The following is a 23,097-nucleotide window of genomic DNA, read 5'->3' as shown; positions in this document are numbered from 1 at the left end:
GGCAGGCGATGCGCACCACCGCCAAGATCTGCGGCCTCTCCACGCCCGACACGCTCGACGCCGCGATCAAAGGTGGTGCGAGCCATGTCGGTTTCGTGTTCTTCGCGCCCTCGCCCCGCAACCTGACGCGCGATCTCGCCGCTCAGCTCGCCGCGCGCGTGCCGGCGCAGGTGTCGCGCGTCGGTGTGTTCGTCGATCCAGACGACGCGCTGCTCGATGCGGTGATCGACGCGGGGCGGCTCGACGTGCTGCAACTCCACAAAACCGCGCCCGCGCGCGCCGCCGCGATCCGCGCGCGGACCGGTCGCGAGATCTGGGCCGCCGTCGCGGTGCGCACCCGCGCCGATCTCGCCGCCGCCGCCGGCTATGCGGGCGCGGCCGATCGCATCCTGTATGACGCCAAGACGCCGCCGGGTGCGGCGCTGCCGGGGGGCATGGGGCTGCGCTTCGACTGGGGGCTGCTCGACGGCTTTGCGCATCCCTTGCCGTGGGCGCTGTCGGGCGGGCTCGATCCCGCCAACGTGCGCGAGGCGATCACGCGGACGGGCGCGCCGTTGGTCGACGTGTCGTCAGGCGTGGAGAGCGCACCGGGCGTGAAGGACGCGGGCAAGATCGCCGCGTTTCTCGAAGCTGTCCGAGCCGCATGACCGTCGCCCCGGCGCAGGCCGGGGCCGCCGCGTTTTCGGGCAACCGGCTGGCCAAGACGTGCAGCGGCCCCGGCCTGCGCCGGGGTGACGGGGGCGTGACAGCGCGCACCGGCCGCTTTAAGGCCGTTCGCATGAACGCGCCCAACTCCTTCCGCACCCAGCCCGACGACCACGGCCACTTCGGTGCTTTCGGCGGCCGCTACGTCGCCGAGACGCTGATGCCGCTGATCCTCGAACTCGACACCGCCTATCGCGCCGCGAAGGCCGATCCGGCGTTTCAGGCGCAGTTCGACGATCTGCTCGAACATTATGTCGGCCGCCCCTCACCACTCTATTTCGCCGAGCGGCTGACCGAGGCGCTGCGTGAAAGCGCGCCCGAGGGGAACGGCGCGCAAGTCTGGTTCAAGCGCGACGAACTCAACCACACCGGCGCGCACAAGATCAACAATTGCATCGGCCAGATCCTGCTGGCGATGCGAATGGGCAAGACGCGCATCATCGCCGAGACGGGCGCGGGCCAGCACGGCGTCGCCACCGCGACGGTGTGCGCGCGCTTCGGGCTGCCGTGCGTGATCTACATGGGCGCGAAGGATATCGAGCGGCAGGCGCCCAACGTGTTCCGCATGAAACTGCTCGGCGCGGAGGTGCGTGCGGTGACGAGCGGCTCGGCCTCGCTGAAGGATGCGATGAACGAGGGGCTGCGCGACTGGGTCGCGAATGTCCACGACACCTTCTATATCATCGGCACTGCCGCCGGCCCGCATCCCTATCCCGAACTGGTCCGCGATTTTCAAAGCGTGATCGGCAAGGAAGCGCGCGCGCAGATGCTGTCGCGTATCGACCGCCTGCCCGACCTGCTGGTGGCGGCGATCGGCGGCGGATCGAACGCGATCGGGCTGTTCCACCCGTTCCTCGACGATGGCGATGTGATGATGCTCGGCGTGGAAGCGGCCGGGCGCGGGCTGGACAAGGAACACGCGGCCTCGCTGGCCGGCGGTGCGCCCGGCATCCTCCACGGCAACAAGACCTATCTGTTGCAGGACGAGGACGGCCAGATCACCGAGGCGCATTCGATCTCGGCCGGGCTGGACTATCCCGGCATCGGGCCGGAACATAGCTGGCTCCATTCGATCGGCCGCGTCGAATATACCGCGATCACCGATACCGAGGCGCTCGACGCGTTCCAGCTTCTGTGCCGGACCGAGGGCATCATCCCCGCGCTCGAACCGAGCCACGCGATCGCGGCGGTGGCGAAGCGCGCGCGCGAGATGCCGCGCGACAGCATCATCCTCGCCAATCTGTGCGGGCGCGGCGACAAGGACATCTTCACCGTGGCCGACGCGCTCGGCGTGGCGATCTGAGCCGAACGCGCGCCGAACCGTGCCGAAAGGTTAACCCGGTCGCAGGATAACCAGCTATAATGCATGACGAAGCCGTTGGTTCCCGTGCGGGACCGATAGGCGACATCAGCAGGATCGAGCGTGGGTGGCGGCATGAAATATCTGGGTTGGGTGGTGGTCGCGTGCTTCGCGCTGACGGCGGCTGCGGCGGTGACGCTGGTGGCGCGCAGGTTCGGCGCGCCCGATCAGCTGTGTTCGTTCCTCGTCGCGCTGATCGGTGCGGTTGCGACCTGCTACGGCCCGCGCCTGCTCGAAACGCTGACGACGCAGGCCGAGGCGCGCTAACCTCTCCACCCGTCACCCAGCGCAAGCTGGGGTCTCTATGGGGCGGGTGTCACGCTTGCAAACAGCGAGACTCCAGCTTGCGCTGGGGTGACGGTGAAGCAGCGGATCAACGCGCGCCATCAAACTGCGCGTCGCCAGCTTGCACTCGCGCAAGGTTCGTGGTGAAGCGCGCGGCATGATTCCGCGTATCACTCCGCTTGCCGGTGCCTTTGCGAAGGGCCGCCCCGCGCTTGTCGCGTTCGTCACCGCCGGCGATCCGTCGCCCGCCGCCACGCCTGCTATTCTCGACGCGATTGTCGCAGGCGGCGCGGACGTGATCGAACTTGGCATGCCGTTCACCGATCCGATGGCGGATGGCCCTGCGATCCAGGCCGCCAATCTCCGCAGCTTCGCCGCTGGCACGAAAACGGCGGACGTGCTCGCTATCGCCCGCAGCTTCCGCGCGCGCCATCCGGACGTGCCGCTGGTGCTGATGGGCTATGCCAATCCGATGACGGTGCGTGGGCCCGACTGGTTCGCGCAAGCCGCCGCCGATGCAGGCGTGAGCGGCGTGATCTGCGTCGACATCCCGCCCGAGGAAGATGCCGAACTCGGCCCCGCCCTGCGCGCGGCGGGTATCGACCTGATCCGCCTCGCCACTCCCACCACCGATGCCGCACGGCTGCCGCAGGTGCTCGATGGCGCGAGCGGGTTCCTCTACTACGTCTCGGTCGCCGGCATCACCGGCAAGCAGCAGGCCGCGCAGGGCTCGATCGAAGACGCCGTCGCGCGGTTGAAGGCGTCGACCGATCTGCCGGTCGCGGTCGGTTTCGGCATCCGCACCCCCGAACAGGCCGCCGCCGTGGCGCGCGTCGCCGATGGCGTGGTGGTCGGCTCGGCGATCGTCGAACTGGTCGGGCAGTATGGCGCCGATGCACCTGGGCCGGTCCGCACCTATATCGCCTCCCTCGCCGCCGCCGTCGCGTCGGCCCGTCAGGAAATCGCCGCATGAGCTGGCTCAGCAACGTCCGTAACGCCCTCTCGCTCGTCGTTCCGAAGAAGGAGGACACGAGCACCGACAACCTGTGGCACAAGTGCAAGGGCTGCGGGCAGATGGTGTTCGTCAAGGAGCTGGAGGAGAACCTCCACGTCTGCCCGCATTGCGATTTCCACGAGCGGATCGGGCCGGCGCTGCGCTTCGAATATACGCTCGATCCGGGCTATACGATGCTGCCGATGCCCAAGGTGCCGGAAGACCCGCTCAAGTTCCGCGACACCAAACGCTATAGCGATCGCATCAAGGCGGCGCGCGCCGCGACCGAGGAAACCGATGCGCTCGCCACCGCCAAGGGCAAGATCGAGGGGCTGAAGGTCGTGGTCGGCGTGCAGGATTTCGCCTTCATGGGCGGGTCGATGGGGCTCGCGGTTGGCGAGGCGTTCATCCGCGGCGTCGAGGCGGCGATCGCGGAGAAGTGCCCGTACATCATCTTCACCGCGGCCGGCGGCGCGCGCATGCAGGAGGGCATTCTCAGCCTGATGCAGATGCCGCGTTCGACCGTGGCGATCCAGATGCTGCATGACGCCGGCCTGCCCTATATCGCGGTGCTGACGGATCCGACCACCGGCGGCGTGACGGCGAGCTATGCGATGCTGGGCGACGTGCAGATCGCCGAGCCGGGTGCGCTGATCGGCTTCGCGGGCCAGCGCGTGATCGAACAGACCATCCGCGAGAAGCTGCCCGAGGGGTTCCAGCGCGCGGAATATCTGCTCGAACACGGCATGCTCGACATGGTCAAACATCGCAAGGACATGCGCGCCGCGCTGGCGAGCGTGGTCGATTTCCTCGGTGCCAGGGCTGCGGCGTAACCCGGACGAGGTCATGTCGGATAGCGCCACCTCCTCCGCACCCGCCGTGCAGGCGCAGCTCGACCGGCTCTGGGCGTTGTCACCGGGTGCGGATATCCTCGGGCTGGAGAGGATCACGACGCTGCTCGCGCGGCTCGGCGATCCGCACCTGCGCCTGCCGCCGGTCTTCCACGTCGCCGGCACCAACGGCAAGGGTTCGACCTGCGCCTTCCTACGTGCGGCGATCGAGGCGGCTGGCTTTACCGCGCACGTCTATACCAGCCCGCATCTGGTGCGCTTCAACGAACGGATTCGCGTCGCCGGCACGCTGATCGCGGACGAGGCGCTTGCTGGGTTGCTGGAGGAAGTGCTCGATCAGGCCGAGGGCATCGGCGCGAGCTTTTTCGAAATCACCACCGCCGCCGCCTTCCTCGCCTTTTCGCGCACGCCTGCCGATGCCTGCATCATTGAGGTGGGTCTGGGCGGTCGTCTCGACGCGACCAACGTAATCCCTGCGCCCGCCGTCACCGGCATCGCCCAACTCGGCATCGATCATCAGGCGTTCCTCGGTGATACGGCCGAGGACATTGCGGCCGAAAAGGCCGGGATCGCCAAGCCCGAGGTGCCGCTGGTGACGATGGCCTACACGCCGGACGTGAGCGACCGGGTCGGAGCGGTCGCGACGCGCGCCGGTGCGTCGATCTTCGCGCTAGGCCGCGACTGGCGCTTCAGCGTCGGCGAGCAGCTGAGCTATCAGGATTCCGATGGCGTGCTGACCCTCCCGCTGCCACGCATGGCGGGACCGCACCAGCCCGGCAACCTCGCGCTCGCCACCGCGATGCTGCGGCACCAGAACGTGCTGCCGGTGCCGGTCGAAGCGCTCCATGCCGCCGCCGAGCGCACCGTCTGGCCGGCGCGGATGCAGCGACTCGCGGGCGGCCCACTGGTCGAGCTGCTGCCGCCGGGGAGCCAGCTTTGGCTCGACGGCGGGCACAACCCCGCTGCCGCCGGCGCGATCGCAGCGACTCTCGAACACATCGCGCATCCCGGCACAGGGCGGGCGGAAGTGCATCTGATCCTGGGCATGCTGTCGAACAAAGACCCGGCCGGTCTGCTCGCGCCCTTCGCGGGGCTCGCCAATACCATGTACGCTGTGCCGGTGCCCGACCACGAGCATCACGCGCCGGCCACACTCGCCAGTGTCGCGCGTACGCTCGGCATCGCCGCACACCGCGCGGATGACGTCGCCGAAGCGCTCGCCGATATCGCCCAGATCGCCGATCCGGCCGAGCCACCGATCGTGCTGGTGCTCGGCTCGCTGTATCTCGCCGGAGAGGTGCTGCGCGCCAACGATCAGCCGCCCGACTAATTGCGATTGACTTGCAATAGCGGAATTGTCAGTCTGCTCCTTGTTGCAGGAGAGCAGTTGATGACGATCGCCCCGACCACCAGCACATTGACGCACGAAATGCCCACGTGCGACCATGCGCGCCTGTTCCTGTTCGCCTTCCGGCGCATGGGCGCGCACGGCCTGAACGACGCCGCCACCGCCCACGCGATGCTGCGCGCGTTCGGCAAGGGCTACCGCCGGCCCCTGGTGCTGATGCGTGCGCTGATGGCCGACGTCGCGACGCAGACGAGCGTCAGCATCGCCATCGCGCCGTGCTGCTTCACGCGCATCACGCATGCGGAAGTCGCGATGCTGACGATCCTCACTCGCGCCGAGCGAGAACCCGCGATGGCGGGGCTGCTGCTCGCGGATTTGCTTGGCGTGCGGCAGGTCGACGGCGTGCTGGCCAGCGCGACGGCGGTGGCGGCGGCGTTCGCCGATGCGGGTCGGCCGATCGGGCGGGGATGATCCGCCGTTATTCGCCGCGATAATCGCCCAGCGGCGGCCTTGGCGGCAGGTCGTCTGCTCGCGAGCGATCACGCACTACAGGCAATTGCGATTGCTGCGGCTTGAGCCAACGGCCAAGCACCGTGAACAGCAGCCGCAGTCCAATTCCCGCGCTTGCTAGATACAGGAACGGAGTCCAGCCGCTCAAGCCGTCTCCCCCGTCCCGCCCGGCTCCGCCACACGGGCAACGCGCGTGGCACGCCACCATTCGAGCAACACGAACACGATCGCCAGCAGCCCGACTGCCGCGACGTAGCGGAACACCGTCGCATAGCCGAGCGTGTCAAACAGTTCGCCCGCCACACCGCGCCCGAGCGACCCGATCAGGAAGGTGAGCGACGACAACACCGCATATTGCACGGCGGCGAACTGCTTGCTGACGATGCTGGACAGGTAAGCGACGAACGCCGCCAGCGCGAGACCGGTCGAGATGTTCTCGTAGCAGATCGTCAGCAGCAGCCGCGCCATGCGTTCATCGCTGCCAAGCACGAGGGCGAGCTGGTCGAGGCGGAGCGTGCCGAGCACCAGATCGATATACGGCGCGCCATCGGCGAGATCGGCGTAGAGGAAGTTGCCGAAGATGGGCAAAATCGCGCCGATCAGCACGGTCGGGAAGCGCCCGATCTTGACGAACAGATAGCCGCCGAGGCTGACGCCGATGATCGACATCACGATGCCGAACACCTTGGACGCGAACGCCACCTCGTCCTTGGTGTAGTGCAGGAAGTCCAGGTAGAACGGGTACGCGAACGACGCCCAAACGTTGTAGCACAAGGCGTAGGTAAGGATCAGCCCGATCACGATCAGCACGCCCCAGCCGAGCCGCTGCGCGAGATCGGCGAGCGGCGCGATCAACGCGCCGTACAGGTGGTTCGCCGCCGTCCGCGCTGACGAAACGGTCGCGTCCGCGACCGCCTGCACACCGCGTCCACGCGCCTTCAGCCAGTTCACCCAGCCCGCGACGGCAAGCGGCACCAGCACGGTCGCGACGACGATCAGCGGCCCGTACAGTTTGAGGAAATCGCCCGGCGAAGGTTTGGGCGCACCCGGCGGCGTCTCGGCCAGCATCGAGATCATGAACGAAACCAGTGTCACGATCGCCCACGCCCAGCTTCCGCCGACGATCAGCAGCGCGATCGCGCGCAGGCCCGGCCGCACCTCGCCCGGCGCGGCGAGCGCGCTTACCGCGGCATCACGCGGGCGCTGCGTGTCGGGCGCGGTAAGCGCGAGCACCAGCATCAGCGCCATGATACCGGCCATGACGAGATAGACGGTCGGCCACGACATGCGCGAGGCCATGTAGAGCGCGACAGCCCCGCCGATGATGCTCGCGACGCGATAACCGAGCTGGTTGATCGCGGAGAGCAGCTCGACCGGCGTGTCCGCATCGGCGACGTCGATCCGCCACCCGTCGATCGCGATGTCCTGCGTCGCGAAGCTGACCGCCCCCAGGAACGCGAAGGCGGCGAAGCGGGCGATGTGAACGGTCGGGTCGGTCGCCACCAGACCGAGCAGCGCGACGATAATGAACGCCTGGCACAACACGATCCAGCCCTTGCGCCGCCCGAGCCTGCCGAGCAGCGGCAGTCGCACCCGATCGACCAGCGGCGACCAGAGGAACTTGAACGCGGTGGCGAGCCCGATCCACGACAGCACGCCGATCGTCGCAAGCTTGATACCGACTTCGCCCAGCCACGCGTTGAGCGTCCCGATCAGCAGCGCGAACGGCAGCCCCGACGAGAAGCCCAGCGCCAGCATCGACGCCGATTTCCGTGTCCTGAGCGCCGCGACGAACAGCCGCCAGCCCTTTGGTCGTTCAACCGCCAACCTTTACCCCCGCACACCTGCGCACCCTGCGTCGTTCGGGTCTAAGCGGCGTAGGCGATCAGGGCAACGGGGCGTGAACGATCATCCGATCGTCGCGAACAGCGTAAAACCCGGCGGCAACCGCTTGGGCTGCTTGCCTTCGATCACCGCCTCGATCGCGCCGATCGCGAGCAGCAGGTCGCGCTGCGCATATGGCTTGGCGAGGCAGCCGGCCGCGACCTCACGCCCGCCGTTGGGGCATTCGCCCGTCACGAACATGGCCGGCACGCCCGCGGCATGCGCCGCGCGTGCCACGTCGATGCCGTTGCCGTCGGACAGGCGCACATCGACCAGTACGAGATCGACATCCTCCGGCCGGCGCAGCACCGTCAGCGCATCCGCGACGCGATCGACCGTGCCGACGATCTCGAACTCGGCCTCGCGCAGGAAATGTTCGGTGTCGAACGCGACCAGCGGCTCATCCTCGACGATGAGCAACCGACTGATCCGCCGCTTCTTTCGTCCGAACAGCATCGTCGGTCATCCACCTTCCTGGCCGCATCGCCGCCGCCGACGCGCGTCCTCGTTACGCATCCGTGTCTTAACGCGCGTAGCTCGAAACCGTCGCAACAATTTTTGCGCGCGCACAAGCGGAAATTCGCTATAGGATCGCGGTGCAACGTCCTACCCCATCTTCCGCCGCCGCCGCGCCGCAGCGTATCGCCAAGCTGCTCGCCCGTGCCGGCATCGCCTCGCGCCGTGAAATCGAACGCATGATCGCAGATGGGCGCGTCGCGCTCGACGGCACGATCATCGATACACCCGCAACCGTGCTCGCCTCGCTCGACGGCGTGACCGTAGATGGCGCTCCGGTCGAGGCGGCGGCACCCGCGCGGCTGTTCCTGTATCACAAGCCGCCCGGCCTGCTTGTGACGGAGCGTGATCCCGCCGGCCGCCTGACGATCTACGACCGGCTGCCCAAGGGTCTGCCGCGCGTGATGCCGGTCGGGCGGCTCGATCTCGCCACCGAAGGGCTGTTGCTTCTCACCACCGACGGCGAATTGAAGCGCCAGCTCGAACTGCCCGCGACCGGGGTACAACGCGCCTATCGTGCGCGTGCCTATGGCCCGATCACGCAGGAGCAACTCGAAGAGCTGATCCACGGCGTCGAGATCGAAGGGGTGCGCTACGGCTCGATCGACGCCAATCTCGAACGCCGCACGGGCGCGAACGTGTGGATCGAGATGATCCTCACCGAGGGCAAGAACCGCGAAGTGCGCCGCGTGCTCGATTATCTCGGGCTTCGCGTCTCGCGGCTGATCCGCACGCGCTATGGCCCGTTCCTGCTCGGCGATCTCAAGCCGGGTGAGGTCGGCGAGGTGCGCGGGCACGACGTCGCCTCCTTCCGCAAGAACCCGACCCGGCTCGATCTGCCGCAGCCGGCGCGGGTGCGCTCGCCCGAGCCGATGCGATTGGAGAGCGAGGACGGCCGCCGCACCCGCGACGAAGCACGTCCGGCCCCGGCTCGCGACCGCGCACCCGCGCGCCCGCGCATCACCCGCGAGACCGCCGCCAAGGCCGATCGCGCCGCCTTCGCCGACGTGCGCCCTTCGCGCAAACCCGCTGCCCCGCGAGAGGCGATTGGCGAGCAACGCAAGCCTACGGTGCGCCGGACCGGCGCGAACGGACCGGCGCGTGAATCGACATGGTCGCCACGCGACAGCCGTCCTGCCGAGGATCGCGCCGCAGCGCCCGCGCCGGTCAAGCCCAAGCGCTTCTACGACGCCAAACCCAAGGCCGGCGCGACCACCCCGGCGCGAGGCGAAGGCACGTCTCGCGCACGCCGCACCGCGACCGACCCGCGCCCGAAGCGCGATGGCACACCCACCGATCGCACCGCGCCCCCACGCGGCGCACGCCCCACCAAACCCCGCCCGCCACGGACCCGTAAATAATGCGCATCATCGCTGGAGACTGGCGCGGCCGCGCGCTCATCGCGCCGAAGGGCGAAGCCACCCGCCCCACCGCCGACCGGGTGCGCGAGGCGTTGTTCTCGATGTTGACGAGCCGGCTCGGCAGTTTCGAAAGGCTCGCCGTCGCCGATCTGTTCGCCGGATCGGGCGCACTCGGGCTGGAAGCGCTGTCGCGTGGTGCTGCCTCATGCCTGTTCGTCGAGCAGGACAAACCAGCGCTCGATGCGCTGCGTACCAACATCGCCAAGCTCGGTGCGAAAGCCGACGTGCGCGCGCAATCGGTGATGGCGCTCGGGCCGGCCCCTGCCCCGCTCGACGTGATCCTGATGGACCCGCCCTATGACAGCGGCGCCGGCGCGGTCGCGCTCGACAAGCTCGCCCGGCTTGGCTGGGTGAGCGACGCGACGTTGGTGAGCATCGAAACCGCCAAGCGCGAGCCGCTGGCGGTTGACGGGTTCGCGGTGGATGCCGAGCGGGTCTATGGCAAGGGCCGGATCACGCTGCTGCGGCGCGGTTAGGCTCAGTCTTCGGCCGATGTCATCTGGCACGCTCGATCTGAGTGGCGCGTGGAAGGGTATCTTCCACTATCCGCGTCTGATGCCGCCCGGCCATTTCGACGCCGAACTGCGCGATCATCTTGGCACGATCGTCGGGGAGACGTCCGAACTTGGCGACACGCGCCATGACAGAGGCACCCCGCTTCACGCCTTCATCGAAGGCCAGCGGCACGGGCACGCGGTAAGCTTCGTCAAACGCTATGACGCGATCAGGCGCGTCGATACGCCGGTGTTCTACTCCGGAACCGTCGACAGCGACGGCAGCGAAATTTCCGGCACCTGGGATCTCCCCGGTCACTGGTCGGGCACGTTCCTGATGATCCGCGCCCGGGCGGCAGCGGTAGAGATCGAGCGGAAGATCGCCGAGCCGGTGCGCTAGGCTGGACGCCGCGCCATCGCCAGCCCCGCGAGGCTCAACGCGCCCGCGACCACCAGCAGCATCCCGACCGCCCACAGCCCATCCGCCTTGGCGAGCGCCGCCGCGCCCATCGGCGTCAGCGCGCCGCCGATGATGCCACCCGCGCTGAACGCGAGGCTCACTGCGGTGTAGCGCACCCCGGCCGGGAACAGGGTCGGCAGGAAACCGCCGAGCGGCCCGTAGGTGAAGCCCATCGCGAACAAGGAACCGGCCAGCCACAGCCACACCACGAACAGCGAGTGTGCGCCGAGCAGCGGCGCCATCGCCAGTCCCGACACGACGCAGCCGGCAAAGCCGATCGCCATCACCCGCCGCACGCCGTGGAGATCGGCCAGCACGGTCGAGACGATCACCCCCAGCGCGAGGAACAGCACCGCCGCCATCTCGATCGCGAGATACGCCTGGCGGCCATAGCCCTGCACGGTGGTGCCGTAGCCGAGCGCGAAAGCGGTCGCGAGGTAGAACATCGCGAAACACGCGGTCGCGCAGAAGGTCGCGGCGAACACGCCGCGCAAATGATCGCGCAGCAGTTCCGCAAACGGCACCGACAGGATTGCGTGTCTGGCCTCCGCCTCCAGGAAGGCGGGCGTTTCGGTCAGCTTGAGCCGCACCCAGAGGCCGAGCAGCACCAGCACCGCGCTCGTCAGGAACGGCAGCCGCCAGCCCCAGTCGAGAAACTGCTGGTCGGTGAGCGTCGCGCCCATGATCAGGAAAAAGCCGTTCGCCGCGACGAACCCGACCGGCGCGCCGAGCGGCGGGAACATGCCGTAGCGCATCTCCCACCCCTTTGGCGCGTTCTCGACCGCGAGCAGGGACGCCCCGCCCCATTCACCGCCGAGCCCGAGCCCCTGCCCGAAGCGCAGCACGCACAGGATCGCAGGCGCGACCCAGCCGATCTGCGCATAGGTCGGCAGGAAGGCGATCGCGACGGTCGATCCACCCATCAGCATCAGGCTTGCCACGAGCGTCGATTTGCGCCCGATCCGGTCGCCGAAATGCCCGAACAGCGCCGCGCCGACCGGCCGCGCGATGAACGCCACGCCGAACACCGCATAGGAGGAGAGCAGTTGCACCGCCTTGTCGGCGCTGGGGAAGAACAGCGGCCCGAAGACCAGCGAGGCGGCGGTCGCGTAGATGTAGAAATCGTAGAACTCGACCGTGGTGCCGGTCAGGCTGGCGAGCAGCACGCGCGTGTGCTTGGTCATCGAGTGGCGAGGCATGCGCGTTTGCATCGCGCGCCGCGCCGAGCGGAGTCAAGCCGTTGCGCTCGACCATCCTTCTCCACGACGACCCCCGAACCAGCTTGACTCGCCCGTCTGTTCCGGTATTTCTGCTTTTACAGAAATAAAGAGCGAGCCATGATAACCGATCATCCTGATGCCAAGGCGTTCATCCTCCATTGGGGCGAGATGGGGACGCAATGGGGCGTCAGCCGCTCGGTCGCGCAGGTGCATGCGCTGCTGTATCTTTCCGACCGACCGCTCGATGCCGAGACGATTGTCGACGCGCTTGGCCTCGCTCGCTCCAACGTGTCGACTGCGCTTAAGGAATTGCAGGGTTATGCGATCGTCCGTCGCGTCCATGTCGAGGGCGACCGGCGCGACCATTTCCTCGCCGAGACCGACCTGTGGGAGATGCTGATGCGCATCGTGCAGGAGCGCAAGAAACGCGAGATCGACCCGACCATCGCGCTGCTCGGCGAATTGGCCGAGCGGCTGAAGAACGACACTGGCGCGCCCAAGCAGGTCCGCGAGCGCGTGGTGCGGATGCACGAGTTCATCGGCACGCTCGGCACGTGGTACGAACAGGTGCGCGTGCTGCCCAAGCCGACGCTCGTCACGCTGATGAAGCTGGGCGGCAAGGTCGCCCGGTTCATTCCGAAGGCGAGGAGCGACTGAGACGCCGCGCGCGACGGCGTCCGCACGACCATAGCTTTCTGATTTTCCTGAAACTACTGCAATTGGAAGGGGCAGACAATGGATCAGATGTCCGGCAGAGCAGTCCGAGCGTGCGTGCCTTGGCGCGACCTTTCACCGATGCGGCGGCGGGACGGCCTGATCGAATGTACGCATCCGCTGCCATGGCTGGCGGGAAGCTGGGCTGCGGCGGCGGCCGGGCTGTGGCCGGGGGCAGTCCTGTGCTCCTTCATGCTGTTCCTCACCGCGCTTCGGCTCAACCATGAGGCGATCCACGGCAATCTCGGGTTTCGCACGCGCGGCAATCGCCTGGTTCTGCATGCGCTGAGCGCGATGATGCTCGGCTCCAACAGCGCGGTCGCCTTCAACCATCTGCGCCACCACCGCCACCTGGGCACCCCGCAGGATATCGAAGGCGCCTGCGGGCAGATGACGATGCTCGGCGTGATCCTCCACGGACCGATGTTCCCGATCCGCATGCATCACGCTGCCTGGCGTGACGGCGGTCCGGGCTTGCGGCGACGCATGACGGTCGACCTGACGCTCAATGGCGGGGTGATCGCCGCCGCCGTGCTGAGTGCGGCACCCGTCCTGCTGTACCACATCGCGGCGATGGGTGCCGCGCAATGCCTCACCGCCTTCTTCGCGGTGTGGGTCACGCACCATGATTGTCCTGCCGATGAGGCACGCACGCAGCGTTCGATCCTGCTCAACCGGATCAGCTACAATATGTTCTTGCACCGCGAGCATCACCTGTTTCCCGGCGTCCCGGTGCGGCGGCTCGGTATCCTCGCGCAGCGCATCGCTACGAACGCACCCGACTTCGCCGAGCGCGCGGTGCTGGTGATCCCCGAACGAGCGCGGATCGCGGTCTCCGCGAGGCCACTATGAGCAGGCTCGTCGCCGAGCGGAGGGCGACGCCGAAGTGCCCGGATTCTTCGCCGCGTATCCGGGGGATACCGTTGCAGATCGGGCTCGCCGCCGCGATTGCTTCCGCCGCCGCGGGACACGTCTTCATGATCTGCTTCTCGGCGGGCCGGATCGCGGCCACCCTTCTGTCCGGGCAACTGCCAAATGTTCTCGACGTGGGAGGGCTGCTCGGCGCACTGATCCTCGGCTGGATCACCATTCCCGTCGGCTTCTGCTTCGCGTTCATCCCCAATCTGGTCGGGACGATCGCGATGACCTTGCTGAGCCACTATGTCCCGCTAGCGCGGAGGGCGATCGTCTGGGGCGTCGTCGGCGGCTTGATGATCCTGATCCCGGGCGGCAGCGAGCTTGCCGATCCGAAGAACGGCCCGATGGTGGCCGAACTCGCCGGCGCCGGGGTGATGTGTGCGCTGATCTCACATGCGGTGATGCGACGCCACATCGCGGTCTTTGCCCTTCGCGCCGCCGCCCGCTATCAGGCCGGCCTATGACACACGACATCCACATCATCGGCGGCGGGCTGGCCGGATCCGAGGCCGCGTGGCAGCTCGCCGAAGCGGGCTTCCGCGTGAAGCTTTCCGAAATGCGCGGTTCGGGCGAGGCAACGCCCGCGCACCATACCGACGGGCTCGCCGAGCTGGTGTGCTCGAACAGCTTCCGCTCGGACGATGCGACGAGTAACGCGGTCGGGCTGATCCATCAGGAGATGCGCACGCTCGGCTCGCTGATCCTGCGTGAGGCGGACATCCATAAGGTGCCGGCCGGTTCGGCGCTCGCGGTCGATCGCGACGGCTTTTCCGGTGGCGTGACGGCGGCGATCGCGGCGCATCCCAATGTGACGATCGTGCGCGAACGCGTCGACGCGCTGCCCGACGGGCCGACGATCGTCGCGACCGGCCCGCTCACCGCGAGCGGTCTTGCCGCGAGCATCGCCGGCGCGACCGGGGCCGATGCGCTCGCCTTTTTCGATGCGATCGCGCCGATCGTGCATTTCGACAGCATCGACATGGAGACCGCCTGGTTCCAGTCGCGCTGGAACAAGGGCGAGGGCAAGGATTACATCAACTGCGCAATGAACCGCGAGCAATACGAGGCATTTCACGCCGGGCTGATCGGCGGCGAGAAGACCGAGTTCAAGGAGTGGGAGCGCGACACCCCCTATTTCGAAGGCTGCATGCCGATTGAGGTGATGGCGGAGCGCGGTCTCGACACGCTGCGGTTCGGGCCGATGAAGCCGGTCGGGCTCGACGATCCGCGCACCGGGCGCTGGCCGCATGCGGTCGTGCAGCTTCGGCAGGATAATGCGCAGGGCACGCTCTGGAACATCGTCGGCTTTCAGACCAAGCTGAAGCATGCCGAGCAGGTTCGGCTGTTCCGCACCATCCCGGGCCTCGAAAAGGCCGAGTTCGCGCGGCTGGGCGGGCTGCATCGCAACACGTTCCTGCGCTCGCCCGAGCTGCTCGACCCGACGCTGCGGCTGAAGAACCGGCCCAACATCCGCTTCGCCGGGCAGATCACCGGCTGCGAGGGCTATGTCGAAAGCGCCGCGATCGGGCTGATGGCCGGACGGTTCGCGATCGCGGAACTGCGCGGCGAGACGCTGACGCCGCCGCCGGTCGAGACCGCGCTTGGTGCGTTGCTCCACCACATCACCGGCGCGGCGGTGGCGGAGACCTACCAGCCGATGAACGTCAATTTCGGGCTGATGCCGCCGATCCCCGGCCGCACCAAGAAGGCCGACCGCAAGAAGATGTACACCGATCGCGCGCGGACGGCGATGCAGGGCTGGCTCGCGCAGGGCTGACCGGTTCAGCCACGTGCCAAGGCCAGCATGATCCGCGTCGAGCAGATCGCGCAGTCGAGCACGGAGGCGGCCTGCGCATCGCACTCAACACAGGCGCGCGGCGTGCGGCTGCCGTCGAGCATCGCCAGCACGAGTTGCTCGTCGGTCGAAGGCGCGCTCGCGGTGCCGGTCTCGATCCGCCGGCCGAGCGCCGCCTCGCACGCCACCAGCAGCGCGTCGAACACCGGCGCGAGCACGCCAGACTCGACCTGCGCAAGCACGGCGTAAAGCCGCCGCTGCACCGGCGCACCCGCATCGCGCGCGCCGCGCCAGCATCGCATCGCCAGCCGGATCAGATCGGCACGCGACAGCGGAGGCGAGGCCATCATGGGCTGGGCAACCGCGCCGACCATCACCGTCTCCTCTCGTTGTCCGTCGCGCCGCTTCTATAGTAGTTGCGAACGATTCTCAACAACAAAGGTCAGCTATCATCGTCCTTCGCGGGCGCGGTCTGCTGGTTCTCGGGGCAGCGCGCGCGCACCTTCGCCTTGCGCTTGGGCGCGGTGGTGGCGAACTCGGCGGCGTTCATCGCGCCGGATTTGTCGGCGTCGGCGGTGGCGAACTTCGCTTCGGTCTTCGCCGCCCATTCGTCGAACGAAAGCTGGCCGTCGTGGTTGAGGTCGAGCTTGGCGAACGCCTTGCGGCGCGGCGCGAGATATTCCTCGCGGGTCACGCTGCCGTCATGATCCTTGTCGTAGCGGGCAAGCCGCTTCTGCTCGCGCGTCTTCTCGCTAGCCTCGGGAACGCTGTCGGGCAGCGGCGCATCGGTTTGCGCTGCGGGCGGAGCCGCCTGCGCCGCGGTGAGTGGCAGTACCGGAACCGCGCCGCCCCGCCCCGTCACATAGATGAACCCCGCCGCCAGCAGCAGCAATGCCGCCAGCCCCCCTGCCAGATACCGCCACATGTTCGAATCCCCCTCGCCGCCTACGCTACCGGGTGAGGCGGCCGGGCGAAAGTCTCAGCGGCCGGTCATACGGTGGAAAAGCATGCGCGCGACACGACGCGGCGCGCCCGCCGGGATCGGCGCATCGGTGGGGATCGCCAGGTTCATCCGCGCGCGGTGCGCCAGCGCGCCGAGCGGACGCAGCGCCACCGGCCAGCGCCCCGCCAGTCCCTCGTCCAGCGCGGTCGCAGCAAGTCCGTTCGCCACCCGCGCCGCATCTGCCGACCGCAGGTGTCGCGACAGATCCGCGAGCGCCCAGCCACGCCCCGCCGCCGCCACGCGCGGATCGGCGCCGCCGAGCAGCACGGCTGCGGCGGTGAACAGCCCCGCACCGCGCGCATCGGCGTGCGCCGCCATCGTCGCGGCATCGACCGTCTCCGCCTCGATCAGCGCCTCCCAACCGACGACGAGTTCGGCGAGCGTCCGGCCCGATACGCCGCGCGGCAGCACTGCGTCGGCGAGTGCCTGCAACACCGGTTGTGCAGGCGGGGCAGCCGTATCGAGCCGCTGCAAGGCATCATGCCACCATGCCAGCCGCATCTGGCCGATGATCGGCTCCGTAGTGGTGCGCGGCACCTGCGCGAGCGTATCGTCGAGCGCGAACAGCGCGTGCAGCGCCGCACGGGCGCCGGCGGGGGCATAATCGAGCGCGAGCGCGCGCTCCGGATCGGCTTGCATGGCAACGTCCTACCCCCGCCCGGTCCGCGCAGTCCAGAGGTTAACGCGGCATTCACCATATCGCTTGAGCCGGGCTTATCGGGTCTGCCGCTACACGCCGCGATCGGGATTGTATCGGGGCGTGAAGCGTGGGTCGAATCATGGTGAAGTCGTGCGACAATCGGGGCGTGCAACGCGGGGGTTTCCTCACCCGCCTCGCACACGACACGCGTGGCAACACGATCGCGATGATGGCGGCGTTCCTGGTGCCGCTCTGCGCGCTCGCCGGCTCCGCGATCGACGTCGGGCGGCTGTATATCGTCAAGGTACGGCTGCAACAGGCGTGCGACGCAGGCGCGCTCGCCGGGCGCAAGTTCATGACGGATACTGACGCCAGCACGCCGCTGGACGACAATGCGATCGCGCAGGCCAAGGCGTTCTTCGCCAACAATTTCAAGAGCGGCTGGATGGGCACGCCCGCCTTCACCGCGACGACGACGCCCTACCCCTTCACGCCGACGAAAACGAGCGACAGTCAGGTCGCCGGCACCGCCTCGATAAGCGTGCCGATGACGATCATGAAGATGTTCGGCTTCACCAGCAGCACCATCGCCGTCACATGTCAGGCGCGCTACGATGTCGCCGATACCGACGTGATGTTCGTGCTCGATACGACCGGTTCGATGGCGTGCCTGCCCTCCGACAGCGACTCCGCCTGTTCGAGCTACGTCAACGCTGCGGGCAACAGCAGCTATACGCGCCCGAGCGGCAGTGGCGGCGTGTCGGGGTATGCTGGCGGGACGGCCTATTCCGTACCGGAGCGATCGGGGTCGCGGATCGAGGCTTTGCGGCAGGGTGTGCTGAGCTTCTTCGATACCTTCGCGGCGAATGCTGATCCGTCGACGCACGTGCGTTACGGCTTCGTGACGTACACCTCGTCGGTCAACGCAGGACAGGCGATCCTCGACAAATCGTCGAGCTATCTGGTCGGCTCGAACGGATCGTCGGACTACGCCACATATCAGAGCCGCCACGTCATTGACGATTATGTGGCGTCCACGTCTGACAGCACGCCCAACAACCGATCCCAAACGGCGTGCACAGGCACGGCGGTGCGGAGTCCGTCCACGCCGTTGACCTACACGTCCTCAGGTACTGCCACGAATACGTATTATTATTGGAAGACGGTGAACGGCTCCAGCTATTGCGTTTTGAGAGTGGATACACTCGGGCCGAAGTGGGAGTATCCAAAAACCGGCTGGACTTTCGATGTCAGCCAACTCATCGCCGGAAATACGGTAACTGATCCGAGCAAGGTCAACGGCTCGACGATGAAGTGGCTCGGCTGCGTGGAGACGACGGTCGACAACCCCGGCCAGACCAGCTTCACGACTTCCAATCTGCCATCCGAACTCGACCCCGATCTGAAGCCTACCGGCGACAAACGCTGGCGGCCGCAGATGGCCGAACTCGAATACATGCGGAACAACAACAGCACGTCGAACGATGCGACCGATACCAGCAAAGGTGACGACGGCACCAACATCAACTACGCCGATCCAAGCCGGATGAAGTCGGGCTATATCGCTTGCGGCAAGCCGGTGAAGCGGCTCGGCACGATGGCGCGAAGCGACGTGTACAATTATCTGTACGCGACCGACTTCGTGCCGATCGGCGGCACCTATCACGATACCGGCATGATCTGGGGCAGCCGCCTGATCTCGCCGAGCGGCGCCTGGGCGGACGATACCGCGACCTGGCCCGGGCGCAATGCGCCCAACCGCGTGATCGTGTTCATGACCGACGGTGACATGGCGCCGAACGCCGGTTCGTACAGCATGTACGGCGTGGAGGCATACGATCACCGCGTCCTCGGCACCGCCGGTCAGTCCAACCTGACCAACTATCACAACTACCGGTTCCTCGCCGCATGTGCCGCCGCCAAGGCGCGGAACATCGACATCTGGACGGTGTCGATCGACTCGAGCGCATCCACGCCGATGCAGACCTGCGCGACGACGAGCAATCAGGCGCTCTATACGACGAGCGGTAGCGGCCTGTCCGCGGCGTTCACCTCGATCGCACAGCACCTCGCGATGCTGCGGATCACCAAGTGATGCGGCGGCTGATCACCCGCCTGGCGAGCGATCGACGTGGTGCGGCACTGCTCGAGTTCGCCTTGGTCGCCCCGGTCATGCTGCTGCTGATGATGGGGCTCGGCGACCTGTTGTACCAGGGGTACACCCAGTTGATGCTGAGCGGTGCGGTGCAGAAGGCCGCGCGCGATTCAGGCATTGAGGGCGGCGCCGCGACGACAGACACTATCGACGGCAAGGTCGTGACGCTGATGGTGCCACTCATCAAGAACCTCGCCAACAACTGCGCTCCAACCGGAGTCGCGGCGACGTGGTGTTCGACCCGCAAGAGCTACGATACGTTCAGCGAAGTCGGAACGCCCGAGCCGTTCACCGATAGCAACAAGAACGGCGTGCGCGATCCGGGTGAGTGCTTCACCGACGAGAACGGCAACGGCACCTGGGATACCGACCCCGCCACGGTCGGCCAAGGCGGCGCGAGTGCGGTGACGCTCTATACGATGAGCATCACCTATCCCCGCATCTTCCCGGTCGCGGGGCTGTTCAACTGGCCGAAGACCCAGACGATCACCGCAACCACCTTGCTCAAGAACCAGCCTTACGCCGCGCAGACGACCACCAATACAACGGTATGCACATGATCAACGTCGCTCGCCTCCTGCCCCTTCGCACTTTCGCGCGCCGGCTGCGGAACGATCGTCGCGGTTTGGCCATGCTTGAATTCGCGTTCACCGCGCCGATCGTGATCGGCATCGGCTGCTACGGCATCGAACTGGCCAACCTTGCGCTCGTCAACATGAAGGTCAGCCAGATCGCGCTCAACCTCGCCGACAATGCGTCGCGCGTGGGCACCTACAGCAGCTTGTCGACGCAGCAGATGCGTGAAGTCGATGTGAACGATATTCTTCAGGCGGCACGATATCAGGGTCAGGGCATCAACCTGACGACCAACGGGCGCATCATCCTGTCGAGCCTGGAGAACGTCGCGCAAAGCTACGATACCGCCAACAACGGCGCCCCGGTACAGCGCATCCACTGGCAGCGTTGTATCGGCGCGAAAGGTGGCACCGGTTACGATTCGAGCTACGGGACAACGACGACGACGGCTGGCACCACCACCGACTCGGCCAACGCGGGCACCACCGTCGCCAGTGGCATGGGCGACGCCGGTGCCCAGGTGAATGCGCCAAGCGGCGCAGGCGTCATGTTCGTCGAGATAAACTATCTCACCACGCCGCTATTCGGCACGTGGCTGACGCAACCGCAGCGTATCCACTTCACCGCGTCATACGTGGTGCGCGATCGCCGCGATTATACGCAGATCTATCCTGGTACAACGCGCTCGACCTGCAACCTCTATACGAGCTGATCGGCGGCAGGCGTGACGGGTGGCCCTCACCGGACCACCCGCCGCATCCTCAGCGGTACGTCACTTTCTTCACCGCCGCGACGATCTTCGCGGCGTCGACCAGCGCAAGCTTTTCGAGGTTGGCCGCGTAGGGCAGCGGCACGTCCTCGTTGGCGACGCGCAGCACCGGCGCGTCGAGATCGTCGAAGCCTTCCTCCATCGCGATCGCGGCGATTTCCGACGCGATCGAACAGGTCGCCCAGCCTTCTTCGACCACGACCATGCGGTTGGTCTTCTTGAGACTCTTGAGCACGGTCGCCTTGTCGAGCGGGCGCAACGTGCGCAGATCGACCACTTCCGCGTCGATGCCTTCCTTCGCCAGCGTCTCGGCGGCTTCGAGCGCGAGACCGACGCCGATCGAATAGCTGACGATGGTGACGTCCTTGCCCGGCCGCATGATCCGCGCCTTGCCGATCGGCAGCACGTAATCGTCGAGCTTGGGCACTTCGAACGTGCGACCGTAGAGCAGCTCGTTCTCGAGGAACACGACCGGATCCTCGCTGCGGATCGCCGCCTTGAGCAGACCCTTGGCGTCGGCCGCATCGTAGGGCGCGATCACGATCAGGCCCGGCACGCTCGCATACCACGGCCCGTAGTTCTGCGAATGCTGCGCACCGACGCGGCTGGCGGCGCCATTGGGACCACGGAACACGATCGGACAGCGCATCTGGCCGCCCGACATGTAGTTGGTCTTGGCGGCCGAGTTGATGATGTGGTCGATCGCCTGCATCGCGAAGTTGAACGTCATGAACTCGACGATCGGCTTCAACCCGCCCATCGCCGCGCCCGTGCCGATGCCGGCAAAGCCGTATTCGGTAATCGGCGTGTCGATCACGCGGCGCTCGCCGAACTCGTCGAGCAACCCTTGCGTCACCTTGTACGCGCCCTGATACTGCGCGACTTCCTCGCCCATCACGAAGACACGGTCGTCGGAGCGCATTTCCTCGGCCATCGCGTCGCGCAGCGCTTCGCGCAGCGTGATGCGGACCATCTCGGTGCCCTCGGGCAGCGCGGGGTCGGCGACCTGCGAATCGTTCTTCGCAGCCTCGAACAACTGGCGCGCGCCGGTCTCGACCTTGTCTTGCGCCGGGCTCGGGCCGGTTTCGGTCTCGCCCTTCGGCGCGGCCGGCGGTGCGCTCTCGGCAGCCTGCTCGTTCGCGGCGGCGGGCGCGGGTTCCGCACCGGCCTCCTCGCCCTCGCCCAGCAACTGCGCGATAACGGTGCCGACCTTCACGCCCTCGGTGCCTTCGGCGACGAGGATGCGGCCCACGGTGCCTTCATCGACCGCTTCGAACTCCATGGTCGCCTTGTCGGTCTCGATTTCGGCCATGATGTCGCCGGACTTGACGGTGTCGCCTTCCTTGATGAGCCACTTGGCGAGCGTGCCTTCCTCCATCGTCGGGGAAAGCGCGGGCATCTTGATCTCGATCGGCATCTCAGTAGCGCTCCACCAGCACGTCGGTGTACAATTCGGCCGGATCCGGCTCGGGCGTCTGCTCGGCGAAGTCGGCGGCTTCGTTCACCGTCTTGCGGATCGCCTGCTCGATCGTCTTCAGCTCGTCCTCGACCACGCCCTGCTCCTCGAGCAGCTTCTTCACGTGCTCGATCGGGTCGGAATTGTCGCGCACTGCCTGCACTTCGTCGCGGCTGCGGTATTTGGCCGGATCGGACATCGAGTGGCCACGGTAACGATAGGTCTTCATCTCAAGGATGATCGGCCCCTTGCCGCTGCGCACCCATGCCAGCGCTTCCTCGGCGGCGCCACGGCACGCCAGCACGTCCATACCGTCGACCTGGATGCCGGGGATGCGGAAACTTTCACCACGCTTGTAGAACTGGTCCTCCGACGACGCGCGATTGACGCTGGTGCCCATCGCATACTGGTTGTTCTCGATCACGAAGATGATCGGGAGCTTCCACAGCTCGGCCATGTTGAACGACTCATAGACCTGGCCCTGGTTGGCCGCGCCGTCGCCGAAATAGGCCATCGCGACGCCACCGTCGCCGCTATACTTGTGCTTGAACGCGAGGCCGGCGCCGAGCGACACCTGCGCGCCGACGATGCCGTGGCCGCCGTAGAACTTCTTCTCGGTCGAGAACATGTGCATCGACCCGCCCTTGCCCTTCGAGATGCCGGCGGCGCGGCCGGTCAACTCGGCCATGATGACCTTGGGATCGATGCCGTAGGCGAGCATGTGGCCATGATCGCGATACCCGGTGATGACCGAGTCCTTCTCGCCGTCGAGCGCCGACTGAAGGCCGACCGCGACCGCTTCCTGGCCGATATACAGGTGGCAGAAGCCGCCGATGAAGCCGAGCCCGTAGAGCTGTCCGGCCTTTTCTTCGAAGCGGCGGATCAGGAGCATCTGCTTGTAGAAGTCGAGCAGCTCGTCCTTCGAGGCCGCATAGGGCGTCGGCTCGTTGGGACGCTCGCGATTGGTCGCGGGCGGCTCGGCTGTTCTGGTCGCTGGGGCTTTTGCCACGTGATCGAAACCTC

The 23,097-nt window shown here is 67.0% G+C and carries 26 protein-coding genes; 17 read left to right on the top strand and 9 right to left on the bottom strand.

Translation table 11 applies throughout. From position 1 onward, the window contains the following. Nucleotides 1–8: 8 nt before the first annotated feature. From AC3ANX_RS09480 to AC3ANX_RS09450, 7 genes are all read left to right on the top strand, one after another. Entirely contained in the window at nt 9–647 is a 639-nt protein-coding gene (locus tag AC3ANX_RS09480) for a phosphoribosylanthranilate isomerase (protein WP_488336919.1), read from the top strand. Nucleotides 648–778: 131 nt separating this feature from the next. Continuing rightward, nucleotides 779–2,008 (top strand): tryptophan synthase subunit beta, encoded by a 1,230-nt coding sequence (gene trpB, locus AC3ANX_RS09475; protein ID WP_488336918.1) that lies wholly within the window; start codon nt 779–781, stop codon nt 2,006–2,008. A 132-nt stretch (nt 2,009–2,140) separates the two neighbouring features. Further along, nucleotides 2,141–2,332, top strand: a complete 192-nt coding sequence (locus tag AC3ANX_RS09470) for a hypothetical protein (protein WP_488336748.1) — start codon at nt 2,141–2,143, stop codon at nt 2,330–2,332. A 175-nt stretch (nt 2,333–2,507) separates the two neighbouring features. Then, entirely contained in the window at nt 2,508–3,323 is an 816-nt protein-coding gene (gene trpA, locus AC3ANX_RS09465; protein ID WP_488336747.1) for a tryptophan synthase subunit alpha, read from the top strand. Continuing rightward, on the top strand, nt 3,320–4,177 hold the full coding sequence (accD, locus tag AC3ANX_RS09460; protein WP_488336746.1) for an acetyl-CoA carboxylase, carboxyltransferase subunit beta: 858 nt from the start codon (nt 3,320–3,322) through the stop codon (nt 4,175–4,177). Before trpA ends, accD begins: the two co-directional genes overlap by 4 nt. Before the next feature lie 13 nt (nt 4,178–4,190). Further along, nucleotides 4,191–5,525, top strand: a complete 1,335-nt coding sequence (locus AC3ANX_RS09455) for a bifunctional folylpolyglutamate synthase/dihydrofolate synthase (protein ID WP_488336745.1) — start codon at nt 4,191–4,193, stop codon at nt 5,523–5,525. Between the two features lie 60 nt (nt 5,526–5,585). Further along, a complete protein-coding gene (locus tag AC3ANX_RS09450) occupies nt 5,586–6,014 on the top strand; it encodes a DUF6628 family protein (RefSeq protein WP_488336744.1) in 429 nt (142 codons plus the stop codon). 7 nt (nt 6,015–6,021) lie between these two features. Here the strand turns inward: AC3ANX_RS09450 and AC3ANX_RS09445 are convergent, their stop codons facing one another. The 3 genes from AC3ANX_RS09445 to AC3ANX_RS09435 all read right to left on the bottom strand — a co-directional run bounded on the left by AC3ANX_RS09445 (nt 6,022) and on the right by AC3ANX_RS09435 (nt 8,393). Continuing rightward, entirely contained in the window at nt 6,022–6,201 is a 180-nt protein-coding gene (locus tag AC3ANX_RS09445) for a hypothetical protein (RefSeq protein WP_488336743.1), read from the bottom strand. Beyond that, nucleotides 6,198–7,880 carry an AmpG family muropeptide MFS transporter gene (locus AC3ANX_RS09440; RefSeq protein WP_488336742.1) on the bottom strand — a complete coding sequence of 561 codons (1,683 nt, stop codon included), beginning with the start codon at nt 7,878–7,880 and terminating at the stop codon, nt 6,198–6,200. The genes AC3ANX_RS09445 and AC3ANX_RS09440 overlap by 4 nt, the downstream gene beginning before the upstream one ends. A gap of 81 nt (nt 7,881–7,961) precedes the next feature. Continuing rightward, complete coding sequence (locus AC3ANX_RS09435; protein WP_488336741.1) at nt 7,962–8,393, bottom strand: response regulator; 432 nt, start codon at nt 8,391–8,393, stop codon at nt 7,962–7,964. Between the two features lie 140 nt (nt 8,394–8,533). Between AC3ANX_RS09435 and AC3ANX_RS09430 the strand changes: the two genes are divergently transcribed. From AC3ANX_RS09430 to AC3ANX_RS09420, 3 genes are read left to right on the top strand one after another with little or no spacing between them, the layout of a single operon-like run. Beyond that, entirely contained in the window at nt 8,534–9,814 is a 1,281-nt protein-coding gene (locus AC3ANX_RS09430) for a pseudouridine synthase (protein WP_488336740.1), read from the top strand. Next, nucleotides 9,814–10,350 carry a 16S rRNA (guanine(966)-N(2))-methyltransferase RsmD gene (gene rsmD, locus AC3ANX_RS09425; protein ID WP_488336739.1) on the top strand — a complete coding sequence of 179 codons (537 nt, stop codon included), beginning with the start codon at nt 9,814–9,816 and terminating at the stop codon, nt 10,348–10,350. Before AC3ANX_RS09430 ends, rsmD begins: the two co-directional genes overlap by 1 nt. Before the next feature lie 16 nt (nt 10,351–10,366). Beyond that, nucleotides 10,367–10,768, top strand: a complete 402-nt coding sequence (locus tag AC3ANX_RS09420; protein ID WP_488336738.1) for a hypothetical protein — start codon at nt 10,367–10,369, stop codon at nt 10,766–10,768. Here AC3ANX_RS09420 and AC3ANX_RS09415 read toward each other — a convergent pair. Beyond that, entirely contained in the window at nt 10,765–12,027 is a 1,263-nt protein-coding gene (locus tag AC3ANX_RS09415) for an MFS transporter (protein WP_488336737.1), read from the bottom strand. The genes AC3ANX_RS09420 and AC3ANX_RS09415 overlap by 4 nt on opposite strands. Before the next feature lie 138 nt (nt 12,028–12,165). Here AC3ANX_RS09415 and AC3ANX_RS09410 point away from each other — a divergent pair, with 138 nt between their 5' ends. The 4 genes from AC3ANX_RS09410 (at nt 12,166) to trmFO (ending at nt 15,457) form a co-directional block, all read left to right on the top strand. Continuing rightward, entirely contained in the window at nt 12,166–12,705 is a 540-nt protein-coding gene (locus AC3ANX_RS09410) for a GbsR/MarR family transcriptional regulator (RefSeq protein ID WP_488336736.1), read from the top strand. A gap of 138 nt (nt 12,706–12,843) precedes the next feature. Further along, the gene (locus AC3ANX_RS09405; RefSeq protein ID WP_488336735.1) at nt 12,844–13,614 is read left to right on the top strand and encodes a fatty acid desaturase; all 771 of its coding nucleotides are present in this window, start codon (nt 12,844–12,846) and stop codon (nt 13,612–13,614) included. 71 nt (nt 13,615–13,685) lie between these two features. Beyond that, nucleotides 13,686–14,144, top strand: a complete 459-nt coding sequence (locus AC3ANX_RS09400) for a hypothetical protein (RefSeq protein ID WP_488336734.1) — start codon at nt 13,686–13,688, stop codon at nt 14,142–14,144. After that, entirely contained in the window at nt 14,141–15,457 is a 1,317-nt protein-coding gene (gene trmFO / locus AC3ANX_RS09395; RefSeq protein ID WP_488336733.1) for a methylenetetrahydrofolate--tRNA-(uracil(54)-C(5))-methyltransferase (FADH(2)-oxidizing) TrmFO, read from the top strand. The genes AC3ANX_RS09400 and trmFO overlap by 4 nt, the downstream gene beginning before the upstream one ends. Nucleotides 15,458–15,462: 5 nt before the next feature. Here trmFO and AC3ANX_RS09390 read toward each other — a convergent pair whose 3' ends face one another. The 3 genes from AC3ANX_RS09390 to AC3ANX_RS09380 form a co-directional block, all read right to left on the bottom strand. After that, nucleotides 15,463–15,849, bottom strand: a complete 387-nt coding sequence (locus AC3ANX_RS09390; protein ID WP_488336732.1) for a hypothetical protein — start codon at nt 15,847–15,849, stop codon at nt 15,463–15,465. Nucleotides 15,850–15,917: 68 nt separating this feature from the next. Next, the gene (locus AC3ANX_RS09385) at nt 15,918–16,400 is read right to left on the bottom strand and encodes an EF-hand domain-containing protein (protein WP_488336731.1); all 483 of its coding nucleotides are present in this window, start codon (nt 16,398–16,400) and stop codon (nt 15,918–15,920) included. Nucleotides 16,401–16,454: 54 nt separating this feature from the next. Further along, nucleotides 16,455–17,117, bottom strand: a complete 663-nt coding sequence (locus AC3ANX_RS09380; RefSeq protein ID WP_488336730.1) for a squalene/phytoene synthase family protein — start codon at nt 17,115–17,117, stop codon at nt 16,455–16,457. A gap of 128 nt (nt 17,118–17,245) precedes the next feature. On the opposite strand from AC3ANX_RS09380, the gene AC3ANX_RS09375 reads away from it, so the two are divergent. The 3 genes from AC3ANX_RS09375 (at nt 17,246) to AC3ANX_RS09365 (ending at nt 20,561) form a co-directional block, all read left to right on the top strand. After that, nucleotides 17,246–19,213: a TadE/TadG family type IV pilus assembly protein gene (locus AC3ANX_RS09375; RefSeq protein WP_488336729.1), complete on the top strand. Its 1,968-nt coding sequence runs from the start codon at nt 17,246–17,248 to the stop codon at nt 19,211–19,213. Next, the gene (locus AC3ANX_RS09370) at nt 19,213–19,833 is read left to right on the top strand and encodes a TadE/TadG family type IV pilus assembly protein (RefSeq protein WP_488336728.1); all 621 of its coding nucleotides are present in this window, start codon (nt 19,213–19,215) and stop codon (nt 19,831–19,833) included. Before AC3ANX_RS09375 ends, AC3ANX_RS09370 begins: the two co-directional genes overlap by 1 nt. Before the next feature lie 71 nt (nt 19,834–19,904). Beyond that, complete coding sequence (locus tag AC3ANX_RS09365; RefSeq protein WP_488336727.1) at nt 19,905–20,561, top strand: TadE/TadG family type IV pilus assembly protein; 657 nt, start codon at nt 19,905–19,907, stop codon at nt 20,559–20,561. Nucleotides 20,562–20,610: 49 nt separating this feature from the next. Here AC3ANX_RS09365 and AC3ANX_RS09360 read toward each other — a convergent pair whose 3' ends face one another. Both AC3ANX_RS09360 and pdhA read right to left on the bottom strand, forming a co-directional pair. Then, the gene (locus AC3ANX_RS09360; RefSeq protein ID WP_488336726.1) at nt 20,611–22,035 is read right to left on the bottom strand and encodes a pyruvate dehydrogenase complex E1 component subunit beta; all 1,425 of its coding nucleotides are present in this window, start codon (nt 22,033–22,035) and stop codon (nt 20,611–20,613) included. 1 nt (nt 22,036) lies between these two features. Beyond that, complete coding sequence (gene pdhA / locus AC3ANX_RS09355) at nt 22,037–23,083, bottom strand: pyruvate dehydrogenase (acetyl-transferring) E1 component subunit alpha (RefSeq protein WP_488336725.1); 1,047 nt, start codon at nt 23,081–23,083, stop codon at nt 22,037–22,039. Nucleotides 23,084–23,097 lie beyond the last annotated feature (14 nt).

The organism is Sphingomonas sp. BRN-1R, assembly GCF_057748035.1.
This window is presented reverse-complemented; position numbering and strand designations above follow the sequence as displayed.